Here is a 17403-nt window from a genome sequence, read left to right as displayed (position 1 = left end):
GCCGACACACCGGGGGTGCGGCGCACCGCCGTCCCGAAGGGCGCGCGACGGCGCCCAGGCGACGCCCATTGGTCTACTCCACTGACGCACCGCAGGCGGGCGCACCGCCCGCGCGAAACTCCGCACGGCCGCCGCTCCAGCCGCTCTGACGTGGGAAATCGCCTCTGCCTGCGGGTGATTGACGGATGCTCCGGAAGCCGCTACCCCTGTACGGGTTCGGTACCGCACGGCCCCCGTTCGCCCATCCGTCGCTGGAGGCTGCCTTGCTCCGTTCCGCTCTCCTCAGACGCGCCGCTCCGGCCGTCCTGCTCCTTCCCCTGCTGTCCGCCGCGCCGTCGGCGACCGCCGACGAGCCGGTGGCGGGCGCGTTGCAGCGCCAGTTCGCGGCGGCGGCCGAGCGGTACGGCGTGCCGCCGGGCGTGCTGCTCGGCGTGTCGTACCTCCAGTCCCGCTGGGACGGACACGCCGGCGCGCCGAGCGTGACCGGGGGGTACGGTCCGATGCACCTGACGGACGCGGTGACCGCGCTGGCCGAGGCGCCGCACCACTCCGAGGGCGGTGAGGACGCCCGGGGCGACGAGGCGCGGGCGCCCCGCGCGGGCGGCCCGGCACGCCTGCCGTCGGCGGCGGAGCCGCCGCCCCGGCTGCGGACGCTGGAGCGGGCGGCTGCGCTGTCCGGGCGGTCGCCGGAGGAGCTGCGGACCGGCACGGCGGCGAACATCGAGGGCGGCGCCGCGCTGCTCGCGGCGGCGCAGCGGGAGGCGGGCCTCCCGGCGAGCGCGGACCCGGCCGACTGGTACGGGGCGGTGGCGCGCTACTCGGGCGCCGACGACACGGCGACGGCGGCCGCCTACGCGGACGACGTCTTCGACGTGATCCGTACGGGGGCGTCACGGACGACGGACAGCGGGCAGTCGGTGAGCCTGGCGGCCGAGCCGTCCGTCGCCCCGGTGACCGCCCAGATCCGGGCGCTGGGGCTGCGCGCCCCCGCGAAGGGTCCGGTGGAGTGCCCGCGCGGGGTGGCCTGCGAGTGGATCCCGGCGCCGTACGCGGAGTTCGGGGACGGCGACTACGGCAATCACGACCTGGCCGACCGGCCGTCCTCGCAGTCGATCGACTACATCGTGATCCACGACACCGAGGCGAGCTGGGACACCACGCTGAAGCTGGTGCAGGACCCGACGTACGTGTCGTGGCAGTACTCGCTGCGGTCCACGGACGGGCACGTGGCGCAGCACCTGGCGCTGAAGGACGTGGGCTGGCACGCGGGCAACTGGTTCGTGAACGCCAAGTCGGTGGGGCTGGAGCACGAGGGCTTCCTGACCTCGCCGGACTCCTGGTACACGGAGGCGATGTACCGTAGTTCGGCGCGGCTGGTGCGGTATCTGGCGGGGCGGTACGGCATCCCGCTGGACCGGCAGCACATCCTGGGCCACGACAACGTGCCGGGCACGGTGACCTCGTCGATCCGCGGGATGCACACCGATCCGGGGCCGTACTGGGACTGGGCGCACTACTTCCGGCTGCTGGGCCGGCCGATCACGCCGAGCGCGGGGCCGGACGCGGGGGTGGTGACGATCCATCCGGAGTACGAGGGGAACCGGCCGGTGTACACGGGCTGTGCGACGGCCGGTGTGGCGTGTGCGCCCCACGGGAGCGGGGCCGTGCGCCTGTACACCGCGCCGAGCGCCGACGCGCCGCTGGTGAAGGACATCGGTCTGCGGCCGGGCGGGCAGGATTCGACGGTCGACGTCAACGACACGGGGGCGCGGGCGTCGACGGGGCAGAGCTTCGCCGTCGCGGAGCGCCGGGGCGCCTGGACGGCGATCTGGTACCTGGGGCAGAAGGCGTGGTTCCACAACCCGAGGGAGGCGCGGACGGCGGTGAACGCGCGTGGGACGGTGCTGACGCCTAAGGAGGGCCTGGAGTCGGTTCCGGTGTACGGGAGGGCGTATCCGGAGGCCTCGGCCTATCCGGCGGGCGTGCCGGTGCAGGCGGTGTCCCCGCTGCCGTACAGGCTGCTCGCCGGGCAACGGTACGTGGTGGGCGGCAGCACCCCGGGCGAGTACTTCTTCGCTCCGACGTTCGATCCCGCGGGGCACACGGTCGTGCGTGGCCAGGAGCTGTACTACGAGATCCAGTTCGGGCACCGGGTGGCCTTTGTGAAGGCTTCTGACGTGCGGGTTTCCCGCGCCTGAGGGCTCGGCGGGCACGGCGCCCACGGGGTGCCGGGCGGGGCGCGACCCGGCCGGCACCCCGTGGCGTTCATATGACTATTCCGGTGTTCGTGTGAACGCGGGGGTCGAGGGGTAATGCTCGGCCGGACGACAGCCCCCCGTTCTCCGAAAGGCCTCCCTGGCATGGCTCAGCCCTTCGTTCTGCCCGACTTCTACGTGCCGTATCCGGCACGGCTCAACCCCCATGTGGAGGCCGCCCGCGTCCACACCCGGGACTGGGCCCGGGAGATGGGGATGCTGGAGGGCTCCGGCGTCTGGGAGGAGGCCGACCTCCAGGCCCACGACTACGCGCTGCTCTGCTCCTACACCCACCCGGACTGCGACGCGGACGCCCTCTCCCTCGTCACCGACTGGTACACCTGGGTCTTCTTCTTCGACGACCACTTCCTGGAGATCTTCAAGCGCTCCCAGGACCGGGTGGGCGGCAAGGCCTACCTCGACCGGCTGCCGCTGTTCATGCCGGCCGACCCGGCCGCGGGGATGCCCGAGCCGGTCAACCCGGTCGAAGCCGGGCTGGCCGACCTGTGGCGGCGGACCGTGCCCGCGATGTCGGAGGCCTGGCGGACGCGGTTCGCCGAGGCGACCGAGCACCTGCTGAACGAGTCCCTCTGGGAGCTCGACAACATCAACGACGGGCGGATCGCCAACCCCCTGGAGTACATCGAGATGCGCCGCAAGGTCGGCGGCGCCCCCTGGTCGGCCGGGCTCGTCGAATACGCGGCGGGCGCCGAGGTCCCCGAGCGGGTGGCGTACTCCCGCCCGCTGCGCGTGCTGCGGGACACCTTCTCCGACGCCGTCCACCTGCGCAACGACCTCTTCTCGTACCAGCGCGAGGTGGAGGAGGAGGGCGAGAACAGCAACGGCGTGCTCGTCCTGGAGACCTTCCTCGGCTGCACCACCCAGGAGGCGGCGGACGCGGTCAACGACCTGCTGACCTCCCGGCTCCACCAGTTCGAGAACACCGCGCTCACCGAGGTGCCCGCGCTCTGCCTGGAACAGGGGCTGGGCCCGGCGGAGGCCGCCGCCATCGCCGCGTACGTCAAGGGGCTCCAGGACTGGCAGTCCGGCGGGCACGAGTGGCACCTGCGCTCCAGCCGCTACATGAACGAGGGCCTGGTGGGCGCCGACGCGCCCGGCAGCGGCACGTTCGGCGCGTCCGCGCGGAACATCCGCACCCTGTTCGGCCGTCAGGCGGCGAGCCGGACGCGCGCCCTCACCCATCCGCCGCACCAGCCGGTGGGCCCCTCGCTGCTGCCGGACTTCGACCTCCCGTACCCCGTCAGCGTCAGCCTGCACCACCAGGAGGCCAAGCGGCGCTCGGAGGACTGGGCCGAGCGGATGGGGCTCCTGGACGGGCTCTGGGACCGGCCGATGATGGAGGGCTTCGACTTCGCGCTCTGCGCCGCCGGGCTCGACCCGGACGCCACCCTGGAGGAGCTGGAGACCAGCGCCCTGTGGCTGACCTGGGGCACCTACGCCGACGACTACTACCCCTTCGCCTTCGGCCGCTCCCGCGACCTCGTCGGCGCCGCCGGGCAGACCCGGCGGCTCAAGGCGCTGATGCCGCTGGAGACCCCGGACGCCCCGCCCGCGCCCTTGCTCAACCCGCTGGAACGCGCGCTCGCCGACCTGTGGGCGCGCACCGCGATCCCGCTGGAGCCCGCCGCGCGGGCCGAGCTCCGCGGTGCCCTCGACGCGATGCTGGACAGCTGGATGTGGGAGCTCTTCAACACGGCGCAGCACCGGGTGCCCGACCCGGTCGACTACATCGAGATGCGCCGGTCGACCTTCGGCTCCGAGCTGACGATGCTGCTGGGCCGGCTGCGGCACCGGCGGACGCTGCCGCCCGAGCTCTTCCGGACAGGCACGGTGCGCGCCCTGGAGAACGCGGTCGCGGACTACGGGGCCTTCGTCAACGACCTGTTCTCCTACCAGAAGGAGATCGAGGTCGAGGGCGAGACGCACAACCTGGCCCTGGTGGTGCAGACGTTCTTCGACTGCGACTATCCGACGAGCGTCCGGCTGGTCGACGGCCTGATGCGCGGGCGGCTGCGCCAGTACGAGCAGCTGAAGCGGCGCGAAGTGCCCCTGCTCTACGCGGACTTCGAGCTGGACGCGGCGGGCCGGGCGGCCTTCGCCCAGTATCTGCGGGAGCTGGAGGACTGGCTGGCCGGGGTGCTCCACTGGCATCGCTCCGTACGGCGGTACGGGCCGGAGGACGTGCGCTCCGGCAGCGGCAGCCGACTGCTCCCGGCGGGCCCGCGCGGGCTCGGGACGGCGACGGCGCGGGCGGCGGGACTGCTCGGCGCGCCGGTCGGCTGAGACCGGGCGCGGAGACCGCCCCTCCGGGCGGTCTCCGGCGTCAGGGGCGCGGGCCCCGGAGCTGGTCGAGCTCGCGGCGGTCGCGCTTGGTGGGGCGGCCGGCGCCCCGGTCGCGGACGGCCGCCACGGCGACGTGCTCGCGCGGCGGCGGGGGCGGGCTGTTGTCCACGTACGCCTCGGCGGCGGCGGGCGGGCCGACCCGCTTGGTGAGCAGCTCCCTGACCTCGACGATCCGCTGCCGGCCACCGTGCGTCAGCCGCACCTCGTCGCCCGGCTTCACCGGCTGGGCGGGCTTGGCCCGCTCCCCGTTGACCTTGACGTGACCGGCCCGGCAGGCCGCGGCGGCCTGGCTGCGGGTCTTGGTGAGCCGGACCGCCCAGATCCAGCTGTCGACGCGTGCGCTCATCGGCCCCCGGCCCTCCCCGTCAGCCCTGCTGGAACAGCTCGGCGGGCAGCGGCTTGAGCAGCGCGTACAGGTCGTCGGTGATGGGCCGGTCCCAACTGGCGATGGTCACCAGGACGTTGTCGCTGCGGTCGAACTGGACGCAGGAGATCCGGCTCTCCGAGAGCTTGAGCCGGCGCACGATCAGCAGGTTGTCGCCCTGCATCACGGGGACGTCCTCGGCGTCGAGGACGTCGACCGGCTCGTCGTTCTCCAGGGCCGCGAGGAGCTGGGCCACCTCGAAGGGGATCTGCCCCTCGGCGAGCTCGCGCGCCGGGGAGCCCTCCGGGAGGTTGCCGATGATCATCGCGGGTCCCCGGCCGCCGAAGAGGTCGTAGCGCAGGAACACCCCCTGGCAGGTGCCGTCGGGGGCCGGGAGCAGCCCGGCGCCGAGATTGCCGGGCCAGTCCCCCGGATCCATGGCGAGGACGTCGAAGTCCGGGCCAGCGGGTGTGGCGGCGCTGCGGCGGCGGAGGAAGGACATACCGCCATGGTACGTGTCCCGGCGCGCGGTGCGGCGCGCCGGGGCGGTGTCAGGATCTGCCGCCGGTCAGGGCCTCGGCGAGGCCCGCCGGATCCGTGCCGAGCTTGCGGTAGACGCCCGAGAGCAGCCGGGTGACGGCGGTGTGGTCGAGGCCCAGGACGGCCGCCGGGTCCTCGCCGCGCAGGGTCAGCTCGGCGGCGGCGCGCTCACGGACGGTCAGCGTGTCGGTGCCCGTCGGGTGCAGCGTGCGGGGGCGCAGCCCGGCGGCGGCGAGCTCGGCCCTGGCCTCGTCGACGAGGGCGTCCGCGCCGCAGTCCTGGGCGGTCTCCAGGCCCCGGTAGAGGTGCTCGGCGGCCTCGGTGGTGCGGCCGGTACGGCGCAGCGCTCCGCCGAGGGCGACCAGGGAGCGGGCCAGCTCGTAGGCGGCGGGCGAGCGCTCCAGCCAGTCCACGGACTCCTCCAGGAGCTTGACCCGCTCGCCCTCGGCGGAGACCTCGGCGGTGACGCGGAGCGCCTGGCCGATCGCGGAGGGCGCGCCGTACTGGCGGGCCCGGGCGACGGCCTCCAGGGCCGTGTCGCGGGCCCGCTCGGGGGTGTCGCGGGCCTCGGCGAGGGCCAGGTGGAGCAGCCAGGGGCACCAGGCGGGGTTGCGCATCCCGCGCGGTTCGAGGCGGCGGCCGACGGAGGCGAGCTCTGCGGCGGCGGCCTCGGTGCGGCCGGTGGCGAGGAGCAGTTCGCCGTAGACGGTCTGGGAGTCGGGGAAGGTGACGGCGGCGGGGAACGGCTCGCCGAAGTCGTGGGCGCGGGCGACCTGCTCGGCCTCGTCGGTGCGGCCCCGGGCCAGCAGGACCTCGACCATCACGCCGACGGCGTACCACTCGCAGGGGGTGCGGGGGCCGACCCGCTCGGCGAGCCGGAGTCCGGCTCGGACGAAGTCCTCGGCCTCGACGAGCCGGCCTCGGCGGTAGCGGATGTAGCCGAGCAGGGTGTACGCGAAGGAGAGGTGGGCGCCGCGCCAGCCCTGGCGTTCGAACTCGGCGGTGCCGGCGGCGAACAGTTCCTCGGCGCGGCCGGGCCGGTCGGCGTAGAGGAAGGTGAGGGCGGAGAGGACGGGGACCTCGAAGCCTCGGCTCTCGTCGGCCCAGCTGAGGCCGCCGGTGAGGGCCCGGTCGGCGTGGCCGACGGCGACGGTGGAGGGTTCGCCGCGCAGGGTGGCGTCCCAGGCGCGCAGGCCGATGATGTAGCGCTCGGTGAGGTCGCGGCCGGTGAGCCGGTCGGCGAGCCGGGCGAGGCGGCGGGAGCGGGCCGGCGAGTCGGGTTCGTCGGCGCGGAAGGCGTCCCACATGAACTTCTCGGACTGCATCCGCAGCCTGCTGCGGGCGTCGGTGGTGAGCCGGGACTCCCGGCCGAGGAGCTCGGACGCCTCGACGAGCCGGTCGCTGTGGGCGAGGACCTGGGAGAGGCGGTAGACGATGCCGTGCCGCAGGGCGGCGTCGGCGATGGGCTCCTCCAGGGCGGCGCGGAGGTGGTTGACGGTGGTGGCGGGTTCGGTGAGCAGCGAGGCGCAGCCGAGTTCGAAGAGGACGGCCGCGCGCTCGTCCTGGTCCGGGGGTTCGCGCAGGGCGCGGGCGAGGTAGCGGCGGGCGGTGTCGGGGGCGCCGGCCCGCAGGGTCTCCTGGGCGGCGGCGCGCAGGTGCTGCACGACCCAGGGGTCGCCCTCGGGGTGGGTCTCGACGAGGTGGCGGGCGGCGGCGGTGGAGCCGAGTCCGGCGTCGACGACGCACCAGGCGGCCTGGCCGTGCAGGGCGACGCGGGTGGCGGCGGGGATGGCGTCGTAGACGGCGGTGGCGATGAGGGGGTGGACGAACTCCAGGCTGTCGCGGCCGGGTTCGGCGTCGGGGTCGGCCGGGGCGAGCACGCGGGCGCGGCGCAGGCGTTCGGCGCAGCGGGCGACCTCCTCGCCGCCGAGTCCGGCGACGGCTCCGGCGAGCTGCGGGGAGATCTCGGTGCCGAGGACGGCGCAGGCCCAGGCGAGGCGGACGGTGGAGGTGCCGAAGCCCTCGATCTGGGCGATCAGCCCGCTGCCCTTGACGGCGGCGGCGAGGTCGCGCAGGGCGTGGGCGCGGTCGGCGGTGGGTTCGATGCCTCGGTCGCGGACGCGGGCGGCGAGTTCGACGGCTTCGAAGGGGTTGCCGGCGGTGACGGTCCAGATCTCGCGGCAGAAGACGTCGTCGGCGTGGGCGCCGACCCGGTCGCGGACCAGGCCCGCCGTGGCCTCGGGGGTCAGCGGCTCCAGACCGAGCGGGCGCTGGCCGGACCGGCGTCCGGTGAACTCGGATCCGGATTCGGGGAGTTCGTCGGGGCGGTAGGCCACGACGAGCAGCATGTGCAGGTCCTCGGCGCGGGGCGCGAAGGCGGAGAGCCAGCCGAGGGACTCCGGGTCGGCCCAGTGGGCGTCGTCGAGGACGACGACGAGCGGGGCGCGGCGGACGGCGAGGTGGGTGAGGACCCAGTCGAGGCCGTCGCGCAGGCCCTGCGGGTCGGGCGGGGAGCCTTCGGCGGCGGTGCACAGGCCGAGGGCGGGGCCGACGATGTCGTACCAGCCGCCGAGGCGCTCGGTGAGCTCGGTGCGGGAGGCGGTGGCGAGCTGGGGCTGGAGGAGCTGGCGGGCCACGTGGAAGGCGACGCGCTGTTCCTGGTCGCCGCCTCGGGCGGACAGGACGGTGCAGCCCTTGGCGGCGGCGCGGCGTCGGATCTCGGCGAGCAGGGTGGTCTTGCCCAGTCCCGCGGGGGCCGCGTAGGCGAGGACGCCGCCGCGGGGCGGGTGGGCGCCCGGGGCGGCGGGGCCGTCGGGGTCCCGGGGGATCCGGGGTTCCTCGGGTTCGCGTACGAGTCGGAGCCGCGGGGAGCGCGGCTCCTGGCCGGTCAGGAGGTCGAGGGCCTCCTCGGCCGCCGCGAGTTCGGCCTCGCGCTCGAACAGGCCGAAGCCGCGGGCTCCGGTCCTGCCGGTGTTTCCTGCCATCGTCCACCCCCACGGTGGGGGCGCATGCCCGGCGCACGGCTGGTGCGGCCCGGGTGCTGGCCCCGCGAAAGCCCCAGCGTACGCCGGGACGCGCCCTCGGGGAGGGGCTTTGTGGGGATCATGTGAACGGGGTCGCGGAGCGGGCAGACAGGGCGTTCAGGCTCGTCAACGCCTCTTCCGCCCGGGTGTGTTCCACGAACAGGTGATCGTGGTGGAAGCCCGCCACCACGTTGCAGCTCAGGCCGTCCTCGGCGAGCGCGCGGGCCACCGCCGCGGTGAGGCCGACGGCGTCGAGGGCGGAGTGGACGCGCAGGGTGATCCAGCCCGCCACGTAGTCGTACGCCAGGTGCCGCGCGTCGGCGTCCTCCTGGCGTACGACCATCGTCAGCCCCTCGCGTTCGGCGACGGTGGCCACCGGGGCGACGCCCGCGGGCACGGGGCCGTCCACGGTGGTGAAGACGTAGCGGCCGGGGTGGAGCTCCGGTCGCATCCCGGACAGCAGCCGGGTCAGGTCTCGCTCTGCGCTCATGATCGCCAGGGTAGGGGGCCCCGGCGGGTGCCGCGTGGTCAGGTGGCCGGGGGCTCCGCGCCGACCAGCCACATCGAGAAGAACTGGGCGCCGCCGCCGTAGGCGTGTCCCAGGGCTCGCCGTGCCCCGGGGATCTGGTGTTCGCCGGCCTGGCCGCGGACCTGGAGGGCGGCCTCCGCGAAGCGGATCATGCCGGAGGCGCCGATGGGGTTGGTGGAGAGGACTCCGCCGGACGGGTTGACCGGGAGGTCGCCGTCGAGTTCGGTGACACCGGCCTCGGTGAGCTTCCAGCCCTCGCCCTCCTCGGCGAAGCCCAGGTTCTCCAGCCACATCGGCTCGTACCAGGAGAAGGGGACGTACATCTCGACGGCGTCGATCTCGCGGCGCGGGTCGGTGACTCCGGCCTGTCGGTAGACGTCGGCGGCGCAGTCGCTGCCCGCGCGCGGGGAGACGAAGTCCTTGCCCGCGAAGAGGGTCGGTTCGCTGCGCATGGCGCCGCCGTGCAGCCAGGCGGGCGGGCGGGGCGAACGGGCCGCGCCCGCCCGGTCGGTGAGGATCATGGCGCAGGCGCCGTCGGAGGAGGGGCAGGTCTCGGAGTAGCGGATCGGGTCCCAGAGCATCGGGGAGGCCTGGACCTTCTCCAGGGTGAGGTCGTGCTCGTGGAGGTGCGCGTACGGGTTCTTGAGCGCGTTGCGGCGGTCCTTGTACGCGACGAGGGAGCCGATGGTGTCGGGGGCGCCGGTGCGGCGCATATAGGCGCGCACGTGCGGGGCGAAGAAGCCACCGGCGCCGGCGAGTAGGGGCTGCTGGAAGGGGACGGGGAGGGACAGGCCCCACATGGCGTTCGACTCGGACTGCTTCTCGAAGGCCAGGGTGAGGACGGTGCCGTGGACGCGGGCGGCGACGAGGTTGGCGGCGACGAGGGCGGTGGAGCCGCCGACGGAGCCCGCGGTGTGGACGCGGAGCATCGGCTTGCCGACCGCGCCGAGGGCGTCGGCCAGGTAGAGCTCCGGCATCATCACGCCCTCGAAGAAGTCGGGGGCCTTGCCGATGACGACGGCGTCGATGTCCGCCCAGGTCAGTTCGGCGTCCGCCAGGGCGCGCCGGGCGGCCTCGCGGACCAGGCCGGCCAGGGAGACGTCGTGCCGGGCGGCCACGTGCTTGGTCTGGCCGATCCCGACGATCGCGACGGGCTCCTTACTCATGCGAGTCCCCTTCCAGGACGGCGACCAGGTTCTGCTGGAGGCAGGGCCCGGAGGTGGCGTGGGCGAGGGCGCGGCGGGAGGCGCCGCGGTGGATGCGGGCGGCGGCCTCGCCGATGCGGACGAGGCCGGCGGCCATCACCGGGTTGGCGGCGAGGGCGCCGCCGGAGGGGTTGACGCGGACCTCGTCGCCGAGGCCGAGGGCCTTGCGCAGGACGACCTCCTGGGAGGTGAAGGGCGCGTGGAGCTCGGCGGTGTCGAGGGCCGGGCGGCCGGGGTCGAAGGCGCCCGCCCGTTCGGCGGCGAGCCGGGTGGAGGGCGAGTCGGTGAGGTCGCGGACGCCGAGGGAGTGGGCCTCGATGCGGTGGTCCATGCCGGTGATCCAGGCGGGCCTGGCGCACAGTTCGCGGGCCTTGTCGCCGGCGGCGAGGATCACGGCGGCGGCGCCGTCGCCGATGGGCGGGCAGTCTCCGGTGCGCAGCGGGGCGACGAGGTGCTCGCCCTGCGGGCGGGCGCCGGGGAGCTGGGCGTGCGGGTTGGCGGCGGCGTCCTCGCGGCTGCGGGCGGCGATCCTGGCGAGGGCGGGTTCGTCGGTGTCGCCCGCGTCGATGAGGGCCTGGGCCTGGAGGGCGGCGAGGGCGACGGAGTCGGGCCAGAGGGGGGCCACGTAGTAGGGGTCGAGCTGGCGGGTCAGCACGTCGCGGACGGAGCCGGGCGAGGACTTGCCGTAGGAGTAGACGAGGGCGGTGTCGGCCTCGCCGGTGAGCAGCTTGACCCAGGCCTCGTACAGGGCCCAGGCGCCGTCCATCTCGACGTGGGACTCGGAGATCGGCGGCCAGGCGCCGACCCCGTCGAGGGCCATGGTGAAGGAGAAGGCGCGGCCGGCGAGGTAGTCGGAGGAGCCGGAGCAGGTGAAGCCGATGTCGGAGGTCTTCAGGCCGGTCTGGCGCAGCACGTCGTGGAGGACCGGCATCACCATCTCGACTTCGGAGAGTTCGTCGGTGCGCCGGGTGTGGTCGGTCTGGGCGAAGGCGACGATCGCCACGTCTCGGCTCACAGCATCTCCTTGTACGTGTCGTAGTCGGCGTCCGGCTCCCCGGTGGGGCGGTAGTGGTCGGGGTAGCGGCCGTCCTCGCTCCACACGGGTTCGACGCGCAGGCCCATGCGGACCTGGTCGTAGGGGATGCCGCCGATCCGGCCGTGCAGGGCGAGCCCGGCGCCGTCGAGGGCGATGTGGGCGTAGACGTAGGGGACCTCGATGTCGAGGTTCTTCGCCTTGATGTTGACGATGCAGTACGTGGTGACGGTGCCGCGCGGGCCGACCTCGACCTTGTCGGTGGTGGCGACGCCGCAGGTGGGGCAGGCGCCGCGGGGCGGCACGTAGACCTTGGCGCAGGAGGGGCAGCGTTCGCCGACGGTGCGGTGGCCGGCGAGGGCGTGGAGGTAGCCGGTCTGGGCGCGGCCGGGGCTGTAGGTGTAGTCGAGGCGGGCGGGGGCGACGATGCCGGTGACGGGTTCGGGGAAGCGCCCGTCGTGGCCGGGGGGCGGGCCGTCGGCGGCCGGCGCGGGCCCCTCGTACGGTTCGAAGCAGGCGATGTCGGTGATCTCGCCGCGGCGTTCGGCGGCCCAGCGGATCCGGACGCGCATGCCGGTGCGGACGGCTTCGGGGCCGGGTGCGTCGAGGGCGTGCAGGAGGGCGGTGTCGGCGCCGTCGGGGCGGACCAGGACCCAGGCGAAGGGGGTGGCGAGCGGCTGGCCGCGGCGGGGCTCGGGGTTCCAGGCCCAGGTGGTGACGGTGCCGGTGGTGGGGAGTTCGACGAGTTCGGTGAGCTCGGCGGCGGTCTCGGGGTCGTATTCGACGGGCGGCACGAGGACCTTCCCGGTCTCGGTGCGCACGCCGAGGAGGGTGCGTTCGCGCAGTCCGGTGAGGAAGGCGGACTGCACGGGGCCGAGGGAGCGGGTGAAGGGGAACTCGACGACGAGGGGGGCCGAGAGCGTCTCGGGGGCGGCTGTCATGGGGCGGCTCCTTGGTGGGTGGGCGCGGGTGGCGGTGGCGGGCGGTGCGCGCTCACTCGCGCCGGTAGACCGGCGGGCGCTTCTCCGCGAAGGCCTTGGCGCCTTCCTTGGCGTCGGCGGTGGCGAAGACCGGCCAGCCGCGCTTGAGTTCGGCGGCCAGGCCCTCCTCCTCGGTCAGGTCGGCGGTCTCGTAGACGGAGGCCTTGACGGCCTCGACGGCGAGCGGGCCGCAGGCGTTGATCCGCTCGGCGGTCTCCAGGGCCGCGTCGAGGGCGGTGCCGTCCGGGACGACGCTGCCGATCAGGCCGATCCGCTGGGCCTCGTCGGCCGTGTACGGGCGGCCGGTGAGAAGCATCTCCAGGGCGTGGGTGCGCGGGATCTGGCGGGGCAGCCGGACGGTGGAGCCGCCGATCGGGAACAGGCCGCGGCGGACCTCGAAGAGGCCGAAGGTCGCGGAGGCGCCGGCGACGCGGATGTCGGTGCCCTGGAGGATCTCGGTGCCGCCCGCCACACAGGGGCCCTCGACGGCGGCGATCACCGGTTTGCGGGGGCGGTGGTGCCGCAGCATCGCCTTCCAGTGCAGGTCGGGGTCGGCGGTCATGCGGTCGCGGTAGGCCTCGCCCGCCATGCCCTTGCCGGCCAGGGCCTTGAGGTCCATGCCCGCGCAGAAGCTGCCGCCCGCGCCGGTGAGGACGACGGAGCGGACGGTGTCGTCGGCGTCGGCTTCCAGCCAGCCGTCGTAGAGGCCGACGAGCATCGGCAGCGAGAGGGCGTTCCTCGCCTCGGGCCGATTGAGGGTGAGTACGAGCGTGGCGCCTTCGCGCCGCACGGTGAGGTGCTCGGTGCTGCCGCCCATGGGCGTCTCCCGTCTCCAGTTCTGGAACAGGTTGCAGGAGTGCCGGGTCCAGTTCAATAGTTTTCTGACACCCAGTCAGATTCTTCTGCGCGACCCCTTCCGCCCTCCGGGCTTCGGTGCTCTGATGACCGACCAGTGACCGACGGGGCAGCCCTGGACCAGGATCAGGAGGAACGGTGGAGTACAACCTTGCCGACCTGTTCGAATCGGTCGTCGACGCGGTCCCCGACCGCGAGGCGCTGGTCTACGTCGACCACCCCGGCACCGGCGCCGAGCGCCGGCTGACCTACGCGGAGCTCGACGCCGCGGCCAACCGCCTGGCCCACCACCTCGTCGACACCGGGCTGCGCCCCGGCGAACAGCTCGGCATCCACCTGTACAACGGCGTCGAATACCTCCAGACCGTGCTCGCCTGCCTCAAGGCCAGGATCGTGCCGGTCAACGTCAACTACCGGTACGTGGAGGAGGAGCTGGTCTACCTCTACCGCGACGCCGACCTGGCCGCGCTCGTCTTCGACGCGGAGTTCACCGCGCGGGTGGCGGCGGCGCGTCCGCAGACGGAGAAGCTGCGGCACCTCGTGCGGGTGGGGACCCCGCCCGAGGGCGCGCCGGAGCTCGACTGCGTGGAGTTCACGGCGGCGGAGGCGGCCGGCTCGCCGGAGCGCGGCTTCGGCCCGCGCTCGGCCGACGACCTCTTCATCATCTACACCGGCGGCACCACCGGGATGCCCAAGGGCGTCATGTGGCGGCAGGAGGACCTGTTCTTCGCCGGGCTCTTCGGCGGCGACCCCTCCGGCGAGCCGGTCAAGCGCCCCGAGGAGCTGGCCGAGCGGGTCGCGGCGGGCGGCGCCGGGATCACCTTCTTCCCGACTCCCCCGCTGATGCACGGCACCTCGACGCTCACCTCGTTCGTCGCCTTCAACTACGGGCAGCGGGTGGTGGTGCACCGCAAGTACGTGCCCGAGGAGGTGCTGCGGACCATCGAGAAGGAGCGGGTCTCCAGCGTCTCGCTGGTCGGCGACGCGATGCTGCGCCCGCTGATCGACGCCCTGCACGGGCCGCTCAAGGGCACCGACCTGTCGGCGCTGTTCAGCCTCTCCTCCTCGGGCGCCATCATGTCCGACACCGTCCGCGCCCAGTTCCAGGCGCTCGCGCCCAACGTGCTGCTGCTCAACAACTTCGGCTCCTCGGAGTCCGGCTCCAACGGCCGGGCCACCGACGACTCTGGCCCCGAGAAGGGCTTCCGGCTGCACGTCAACGAGCGCACCCAGGTGGTCGACCCGGCCACCCACGAGCTCGTCGCCGTCGGCGAGATCGGCCGGCTCGCGCAGCGCGGGCACGTGCCGCTCGGCTACTACAACGACCCGGCCAAGACGGCCGAGACCTTCTTCCAGAAGGACGGCGTGCGCTGGGTGCTGCTCGGCGACATGGCCACCGTCGACGAGGAGGGCATCGTCACCGTCCTCGGCCGGGGCTCGCAGTGCATCAACACCGGCGGCGAGAAGGTGTATCCGGAGGAGGTCGAGCAGGCGCTCAAGTCCCACCCGGACATCTACGACGCCCTGGTCGCCGGGGTGCCCGACGCCCGCTGGGGCAACCACGTCGCCGCCGTCGTCGAGCTGCGCGCGGGGTCCGCGCCCCTGGACCTGGCGGCGGTGCAGGACCACTGCCGCACGCGGCTGGCCGGCTACAAGGTGCCGCGCCAGCTCGTGCTCGCCGACCGGATCCAGCGCTCGCCCAGCGGCAAGGCGGACTACCGCTGGGCACGCTCGGTGGCCGTGGCGGCGGACGCCGACTAGGACCTGCCGTCTAGGACCTGCAGTCAGACGCCGAACTCCCGCAGGGCGGACAGGAATTCACGCGGCCGGGCATCGTGCACCAGGTGCCCGGCCTCGATGGTGACCAGCCGCGCGTCCGGCACCCGCTCCGCCATCCAGACCAGGTGGCTCTGGGGCAGGTGGCTGTCCGGGCCGCCGCCGACGATCAGGGTCGGCGCGGTGACGGCGGTCAGCTCCTCGCGCCAGGCCGGGTCCGGCGCGTTCAGGTCCGCGTTGGTCGCGTCGAGGACCGCCCAGTCGAAGCCGGCGCCCTCCTCGGGCGGGCCCGAGGGGCCGCGCGGCGGCAGGACCGGGAAGAACACCGGGGCGTCCTCCAGGACCAGCCGCCCGATCAGCGCCGGCTCCCGCTGGGCCAGCAGACAGGCCGCCGCCCCGCCCATCGAGTGCCCGACGACGGTGGCCCCGGCCAGCCCGAGCGCCGTGAGGAAGCCGCCGATCTCGTCGCGCAGCGCCGCGAAGCCGTACTCCCCCGGACGGTCGCTCAGCCCGTGGCCGCGCAGGTCGAGGGCGTAGACCCGCCGGTCGGCGGCGAGCGGGGCCGCGATCCCGGCCCAGTCGGTGGAGTCGGCGCCCCGGCCGTGCACCAGGACCACCGGCGGGGCGTCCTCGGGGCCGCTCACCCGGTACGCGAGCCGGACCCCGCCGACGGTGACCGTGCGCACCTCGGGGTCGAGGAAGGCCGCGACCGGGCGGACGAAGGCTCCCGGGTCGTCGACCCAGGGGAAGTGTCCGGCGTCGGCCTGGACGACCAGCTCCGCGCGCGGGAAGCAGGCGGCCAGCCGGGCCGCCTTCGCCGGGGTCGGGGAGGCGTCGTGCGCGCCCGCGAGGACCAGCACGGGGGCCGTCAGGGCGGCCAGCGCGGTGCGGGTGGCCTCGGGGTCGAGCGCTCCCGGCGCGTAGAAGCGCTCCCACGCCTCCCAGTTCGTCTGCTCGTCGAGCCCCGCCGCGTGGGCCCGGGCGGCCTCGTCCCAGCGCCCGTAGGCGAAGGGCATGAGGAGGGCGATCTCCTCGCGGGCCGGGGTGGCCGGATCGAGCGCGTCCAGGGCGGCCCTGAGCTCCGGGTACCAGGGCCGGCCGGCGAACACCTCGACCGCCTCGTCCCATTCCTCGTCGGAGGTCTCGATGCCGAGCGCCCGGCCCCCGGCGGTCACCAGGACCAGCGAGCGCACCCGCCCGGGATGGGCCGCCGCGTAGAGGGTCGCCAGGGCACCGCCCCCGGAGTGGCCCAGCAGGTCGATCCGGTCGAGTCCCAGGTGGGCGCGGAGCGCCTCGACGTCGGCGACCTGCCGGTCGCAGCGGTAGCTCGCCGGATCGGCGGGCACCGCGCTCGCCCCGGTGCCGCGCGGGTCGAACAGGACCAGGGTGCGGTGGGCGGACAGTCCGCCGAGGTCGCCGAGGTAGACCGCGTCGCGCATCGGGCCGCCGGGCAGCACGAGGAGGGGGTCGCCCTCGCCGTGTGTCCGGTAGGCGAGTTCGGTGCCGTCGTACGTGGTGAACGTGCCCGTGCCGGTGGGCGTGTGCTGAGCCATGCCGCCGATCATGACCAGCCGCGTCCCGGCGACGCAACCGGGTTCGCCCACAGCGCGATACGGTGGGATGCCCGCCCCCACCAGCGAAGGAAGCCGTTCCGCCGTGTCCGATACCCCTCAGACCGAACTCCGCGGCGACTGCGCGAACTGCTTCGGCCTGTGCTGTGCGGCCCTCCCCTTCGCGAAGTCCGCGGACTTCGCCGTGAACAAGGCCTCGGGGGAGCCCTGCCGGAACCTCCAGGAGGACTTCCGCTGCGGCATCCACACCCGGCTGCGGGACAGCGGCTTCCGCGGCTGCACCGTGTACGACTGCTTCGGTGCCGGGCAGCGGGTCTCCCAGGTGACCTTCGGCGGCGTCTCCTGGCGCGAGGCCCCGGACACCGCGCGGCAGATGTACGAGGTGTTCCCGGTGGTGCGCCAGCTCCACGAGCTGCTGCGCTATCTCACCGAGGCCCGCGCGCTGGCGGCGACCCGGACGCTCCACGCCGGGCTCGACCGGGCGCTGGCCCGGGTGACCGCGCTGGCCGAGGGCGGCCCGGCCGAGCTGGAGCGGCTGGACGTGGCCCCGGTGCGCGCGGAGGTGAACCCGCTGCTCCTGAAGAGCAGCGCGCTGGTCCGGGCCGCCGCCGGCGGGAAGCCGAAGAGCCGGCGCGGCGCCGATCTGATCGGGGCCCGGCTGCGCGGGGCGGGGCTGCGCGGCGCCGACCTGCGCGGGGCGCTGCTGATCGCCGCCGACCTGTCGGGCGCGGACCTGTCGCTGGCGGACCTGATCGGCGCGGACCTGCGGGACGCCGATCTGTCGGGGGCGGACCTGACCGGGGCGCTCTTCCTCACCCAGCCGCAGCTGAACGCGGCGCGCGGCGACGCCGCGACCCGGCTGCCGGAGGGGTTCGAGCGCCCGGCCCACTGGTCCCGCTGAGCCGTCG

General features: G+C 74.4%; 13 protein-coding genes. 4 read left to right on the top strand and 9 right to left on the bottom strand.

Translation table 11 applies throughout. The annotated features are described in order from the left end of the window. The first annotated feature begins 263 nt into the window (after window positions 1-263). Window positions 264-2198, top strand: a complete 1935-nt coding sequence (locus tag ACZ6J5_RS31590; RefSeq protein ID WP_469397181.1) for an N-acetylmuramoyl-L-alanine amidase — start codon at window positions 264-266, stop codon at window positions 2196-2198. 162 nt (window positions 2199-2360) lie between these two features. Continuing rightward, window positions 2361-4559, top strand: coding sequence for a terpene synthase family protein (locus ACZ6J5_RS31585; protein WP_469397180.1), 2199 nt, complete (start codon window positions 2361-2363; stop codon window positions 4557-4559). Window positions 4560-4599: 40 nt separating this feature from the next. On the opposite strand, the gene ACZ6J5_RS31580 is transcribed toward ACZ6J5_RS31585, so the two are convergent. From ACZ6J5_RS31580 to ACZ6J5_RS31545, 8 genes are all read right to left on the bottom strand, one after another. Further along, the gene (locus ACZ6J5_RS31580) at window positions 4600-4965 is read right to left on the bottom strand and encodes an RNA-binding S4 domain-containing protein (RefSeq protein ID WP_469397178.1); all 366 of its coding nucleotides are present in this window, start codon (window positions 4963-4965) and stop codon (window positions 4600-4602) included. Window positions 4966-4984: 19 nt separating this feature from the next. Continuing rightward, window positions 4985-5485: a hypothetical protein gene (locus ACZ6J5_RS31575; protein ID WP_469397177.1), complete on the bottom strand. Its 501-nt coding sequence runs from the start codon at window positions 5483-5485 to the stop codon at window positions 4985-4987. A 49-nt stretch (window positions 5486-5534) separates the two neighbouring features. Further along, entirely contained in the window at window positions 5535-8507 is a 2973-nt protein-coding gene (locus tag ACZ6J5_RS31570; RefSeq protein WP_469397176.1) for an ATP-binding protein, read from the bottom strand. A 118-nt stretch (window positions 8508-8625) separates the two neighbouring features. Beyond that, complete coding sequence (locus ACZ6J5_RS31565; protein ID WP_469397175.1) at window positions 8626-9036, bottom strand: ACT domain-containing protein; 411 nt, start codon at window positions 9034-9036, stop codon at window positions 8626-8628. A gap of 38 nt (window positions 9037-9074) precedes the next feature. Beyond that, entirely contained in the window at window positions 9075-10241 is a 1167-nt protein-coding gene (locus tag ACZ6J5_RS31560) for a thiolase domain-containing protein (RefSeq protein ID WP_469397173.1), read from the bottom strand. Further along, complete coding sequence (locus tag ACZ6J5_RS31555) at window positions 10234-11295, bottom strand: thiolase domain-containing protein (RefSeq protein WP_469397172.1); 1062 nt, start codon at window positions 11293-11295, stop codon at window positions 10234-10236. The genes ACZ6J5_RS31560 and ACZ6J5_RS31555 overlap by 8 nt, the downstream gene beginning before the upstream one ends. After that, window positions 11292-12254, bottom strand: coding sequence for a Zn-ribbon domain-containing OB-fold protein (locus ACZ6J5_RS31550; RefSeq protein ID WP_469397170.1), 963 nt, complete (start codon window positions 12252-12254; stop codon window positions 11292-11294). Before ACZ6J5_RS31550 ends, ACZ6J5_RS31555 begins: the two co-directional genes overlap by 4 nt. Window positions 12255-12306: 52 nt before the next feature. Next, window positions 12307-13110 carry a crotonase/enoyl-CoA hydratase family protein gene (locus ACZ6J5_RS31545; protein WP_469397168.1) on the bottom strand — a complete coding sequence of 268 codons (804 nt, stop codon included), beginning with the start codon at window positions 13108-13110 and terminating at the stop codon, window positions 12307-12309. A gap of 176 nt (window positions 13111-13286) precedes the next feature. Between ACZ6J5_RS31545 and ACZ6J5_RS31540 the strand changes: the two genes are divergently transcribed. Next, window positions 13287-14909, top strand: a complete 1623-nt coding sequence (locus tag ACZ6J5_RS31540) for an acyl-CoA synthetase (RefSeq protein WP_469397167.1) — start codon at window positions 13287-13289, stop codon at window positions 14907-14909. 23 nt (window positions 14910-14932) lie between these two features. Here the strand turns inward: ACZ6J5_RS31540 and ACZ6J5_RS31535 are convergent, their stop codons facing one another. Beyond that, window positions 14933-16477: an alpha/beta fold hydrolase gene (locus ACZ6J5_RS31535; RefSeq protein WP_469397166.1), complete on the bottom strand. Its 1545-nt coding sequence runs from the start codon at window positions 16475-16477 to the stop codon at window positions 14933-14935. A 67-nt stretch (window positions 16478-16544) separates the two neighbouring features. Here ACZ6J5_RS31535 and ACZ6J5_RS31530 point away from each other — a divergent pair, with 67 nt between their 5' ends. Beyond that, window positions 16545-17396, top strand: a complete 852-nt coding sequence (locus ACZ6J5_RS31530; protein WP_469397164.1) for a pentapeptide repeat-containing protein — start codon at window positions 16545-16547, stop codon at window positions 17394-17396. Window positions 17397-17403 lie beyond the last annotated feature (7 nt).

This window comes from Streptomyces sp. NPDC042100, assembly GCF_055582325.1.
This window is presented reverse-complemented; position numbering and strand designations above follow the sequence as displayed.

Bases quoted from the DNA above. Each gene is read 5' to 3' on its own strand.
- ACZ6J5_RS31585 (WP_469397180.1), top strand. From the start codon at position 2,361: ATGGCTCAGCCCTTCGTTCTGCCCGACTTCTACGTGCCGTATCCGGCA.
- ACZ6J5_RS31580 (WP_469397178.1), bottom strand. From the start codon at position 4,965: ATGAGCGCACGCGTCGACAGCTGGATCTGGGCGGTCCGGCTCACCAAG.
- ACZ6J5_RS31575 (WP_469397177.1), bottom strand. From the start codon at position 5,485: ATGTCCTTCCTCCGCCGCCGCAGCGCCGCCACACCCGCTGGCCCGGAC.
- ACZ6J5_RS31570 (WP_469397176.1), bottom strand. From the start codon at position 8,507: ATGGCAGGAAACACCGGCAGGACCGGAGCCCGCGGCTTCGGCCTGTTC.
- ACZ6J5_RS31565 (WP_469397175.1), bottom strand. From the start codon at position 9,036: ATGAGCGCAGAGCGAGACCTGACCCGGCTGCTGTCCGGGATGCGACCG.
- ACZ6J5_RS31560 (WP_469397173.1), bottom strand. From the start codon at position 10,241: ATGAGTAAGGAGCCCGTCGCGATCGTCGGGATCGGCCAGACCAAGCAC.
- ACZ6J5_RS31550 (WP_469397170.1), bottom strand. From the start codon at position 12,254: ATGACAGCCGCCCCCGAGACGCTCTCGGCCCCCCTCGTCGTCGAGTTC.
- ACZ6J5_RS31545 (WP_469397168.1), bottom strand. From the start codon at position 13,110: ATGGGCGGCAGCACCGAGCACCTCACCGTGCGGCGCGAAGGCGCCACG.
- ACZ6J5_RS31535 (WP_469397166.1), bottom strand. From the start codon at position 16,477: ATGGCTCAGCACACGCCCACCGGCACGGGCACGTTCACCACGTACGAC.
- ACZ6J5_RS31530 (WP_469397164.1), top strand. From the start codon at position 16,545: ATGCCCGCCCCCACCAGCGAAGGAAGCCGTTCCGCCGTGTCCGATACC.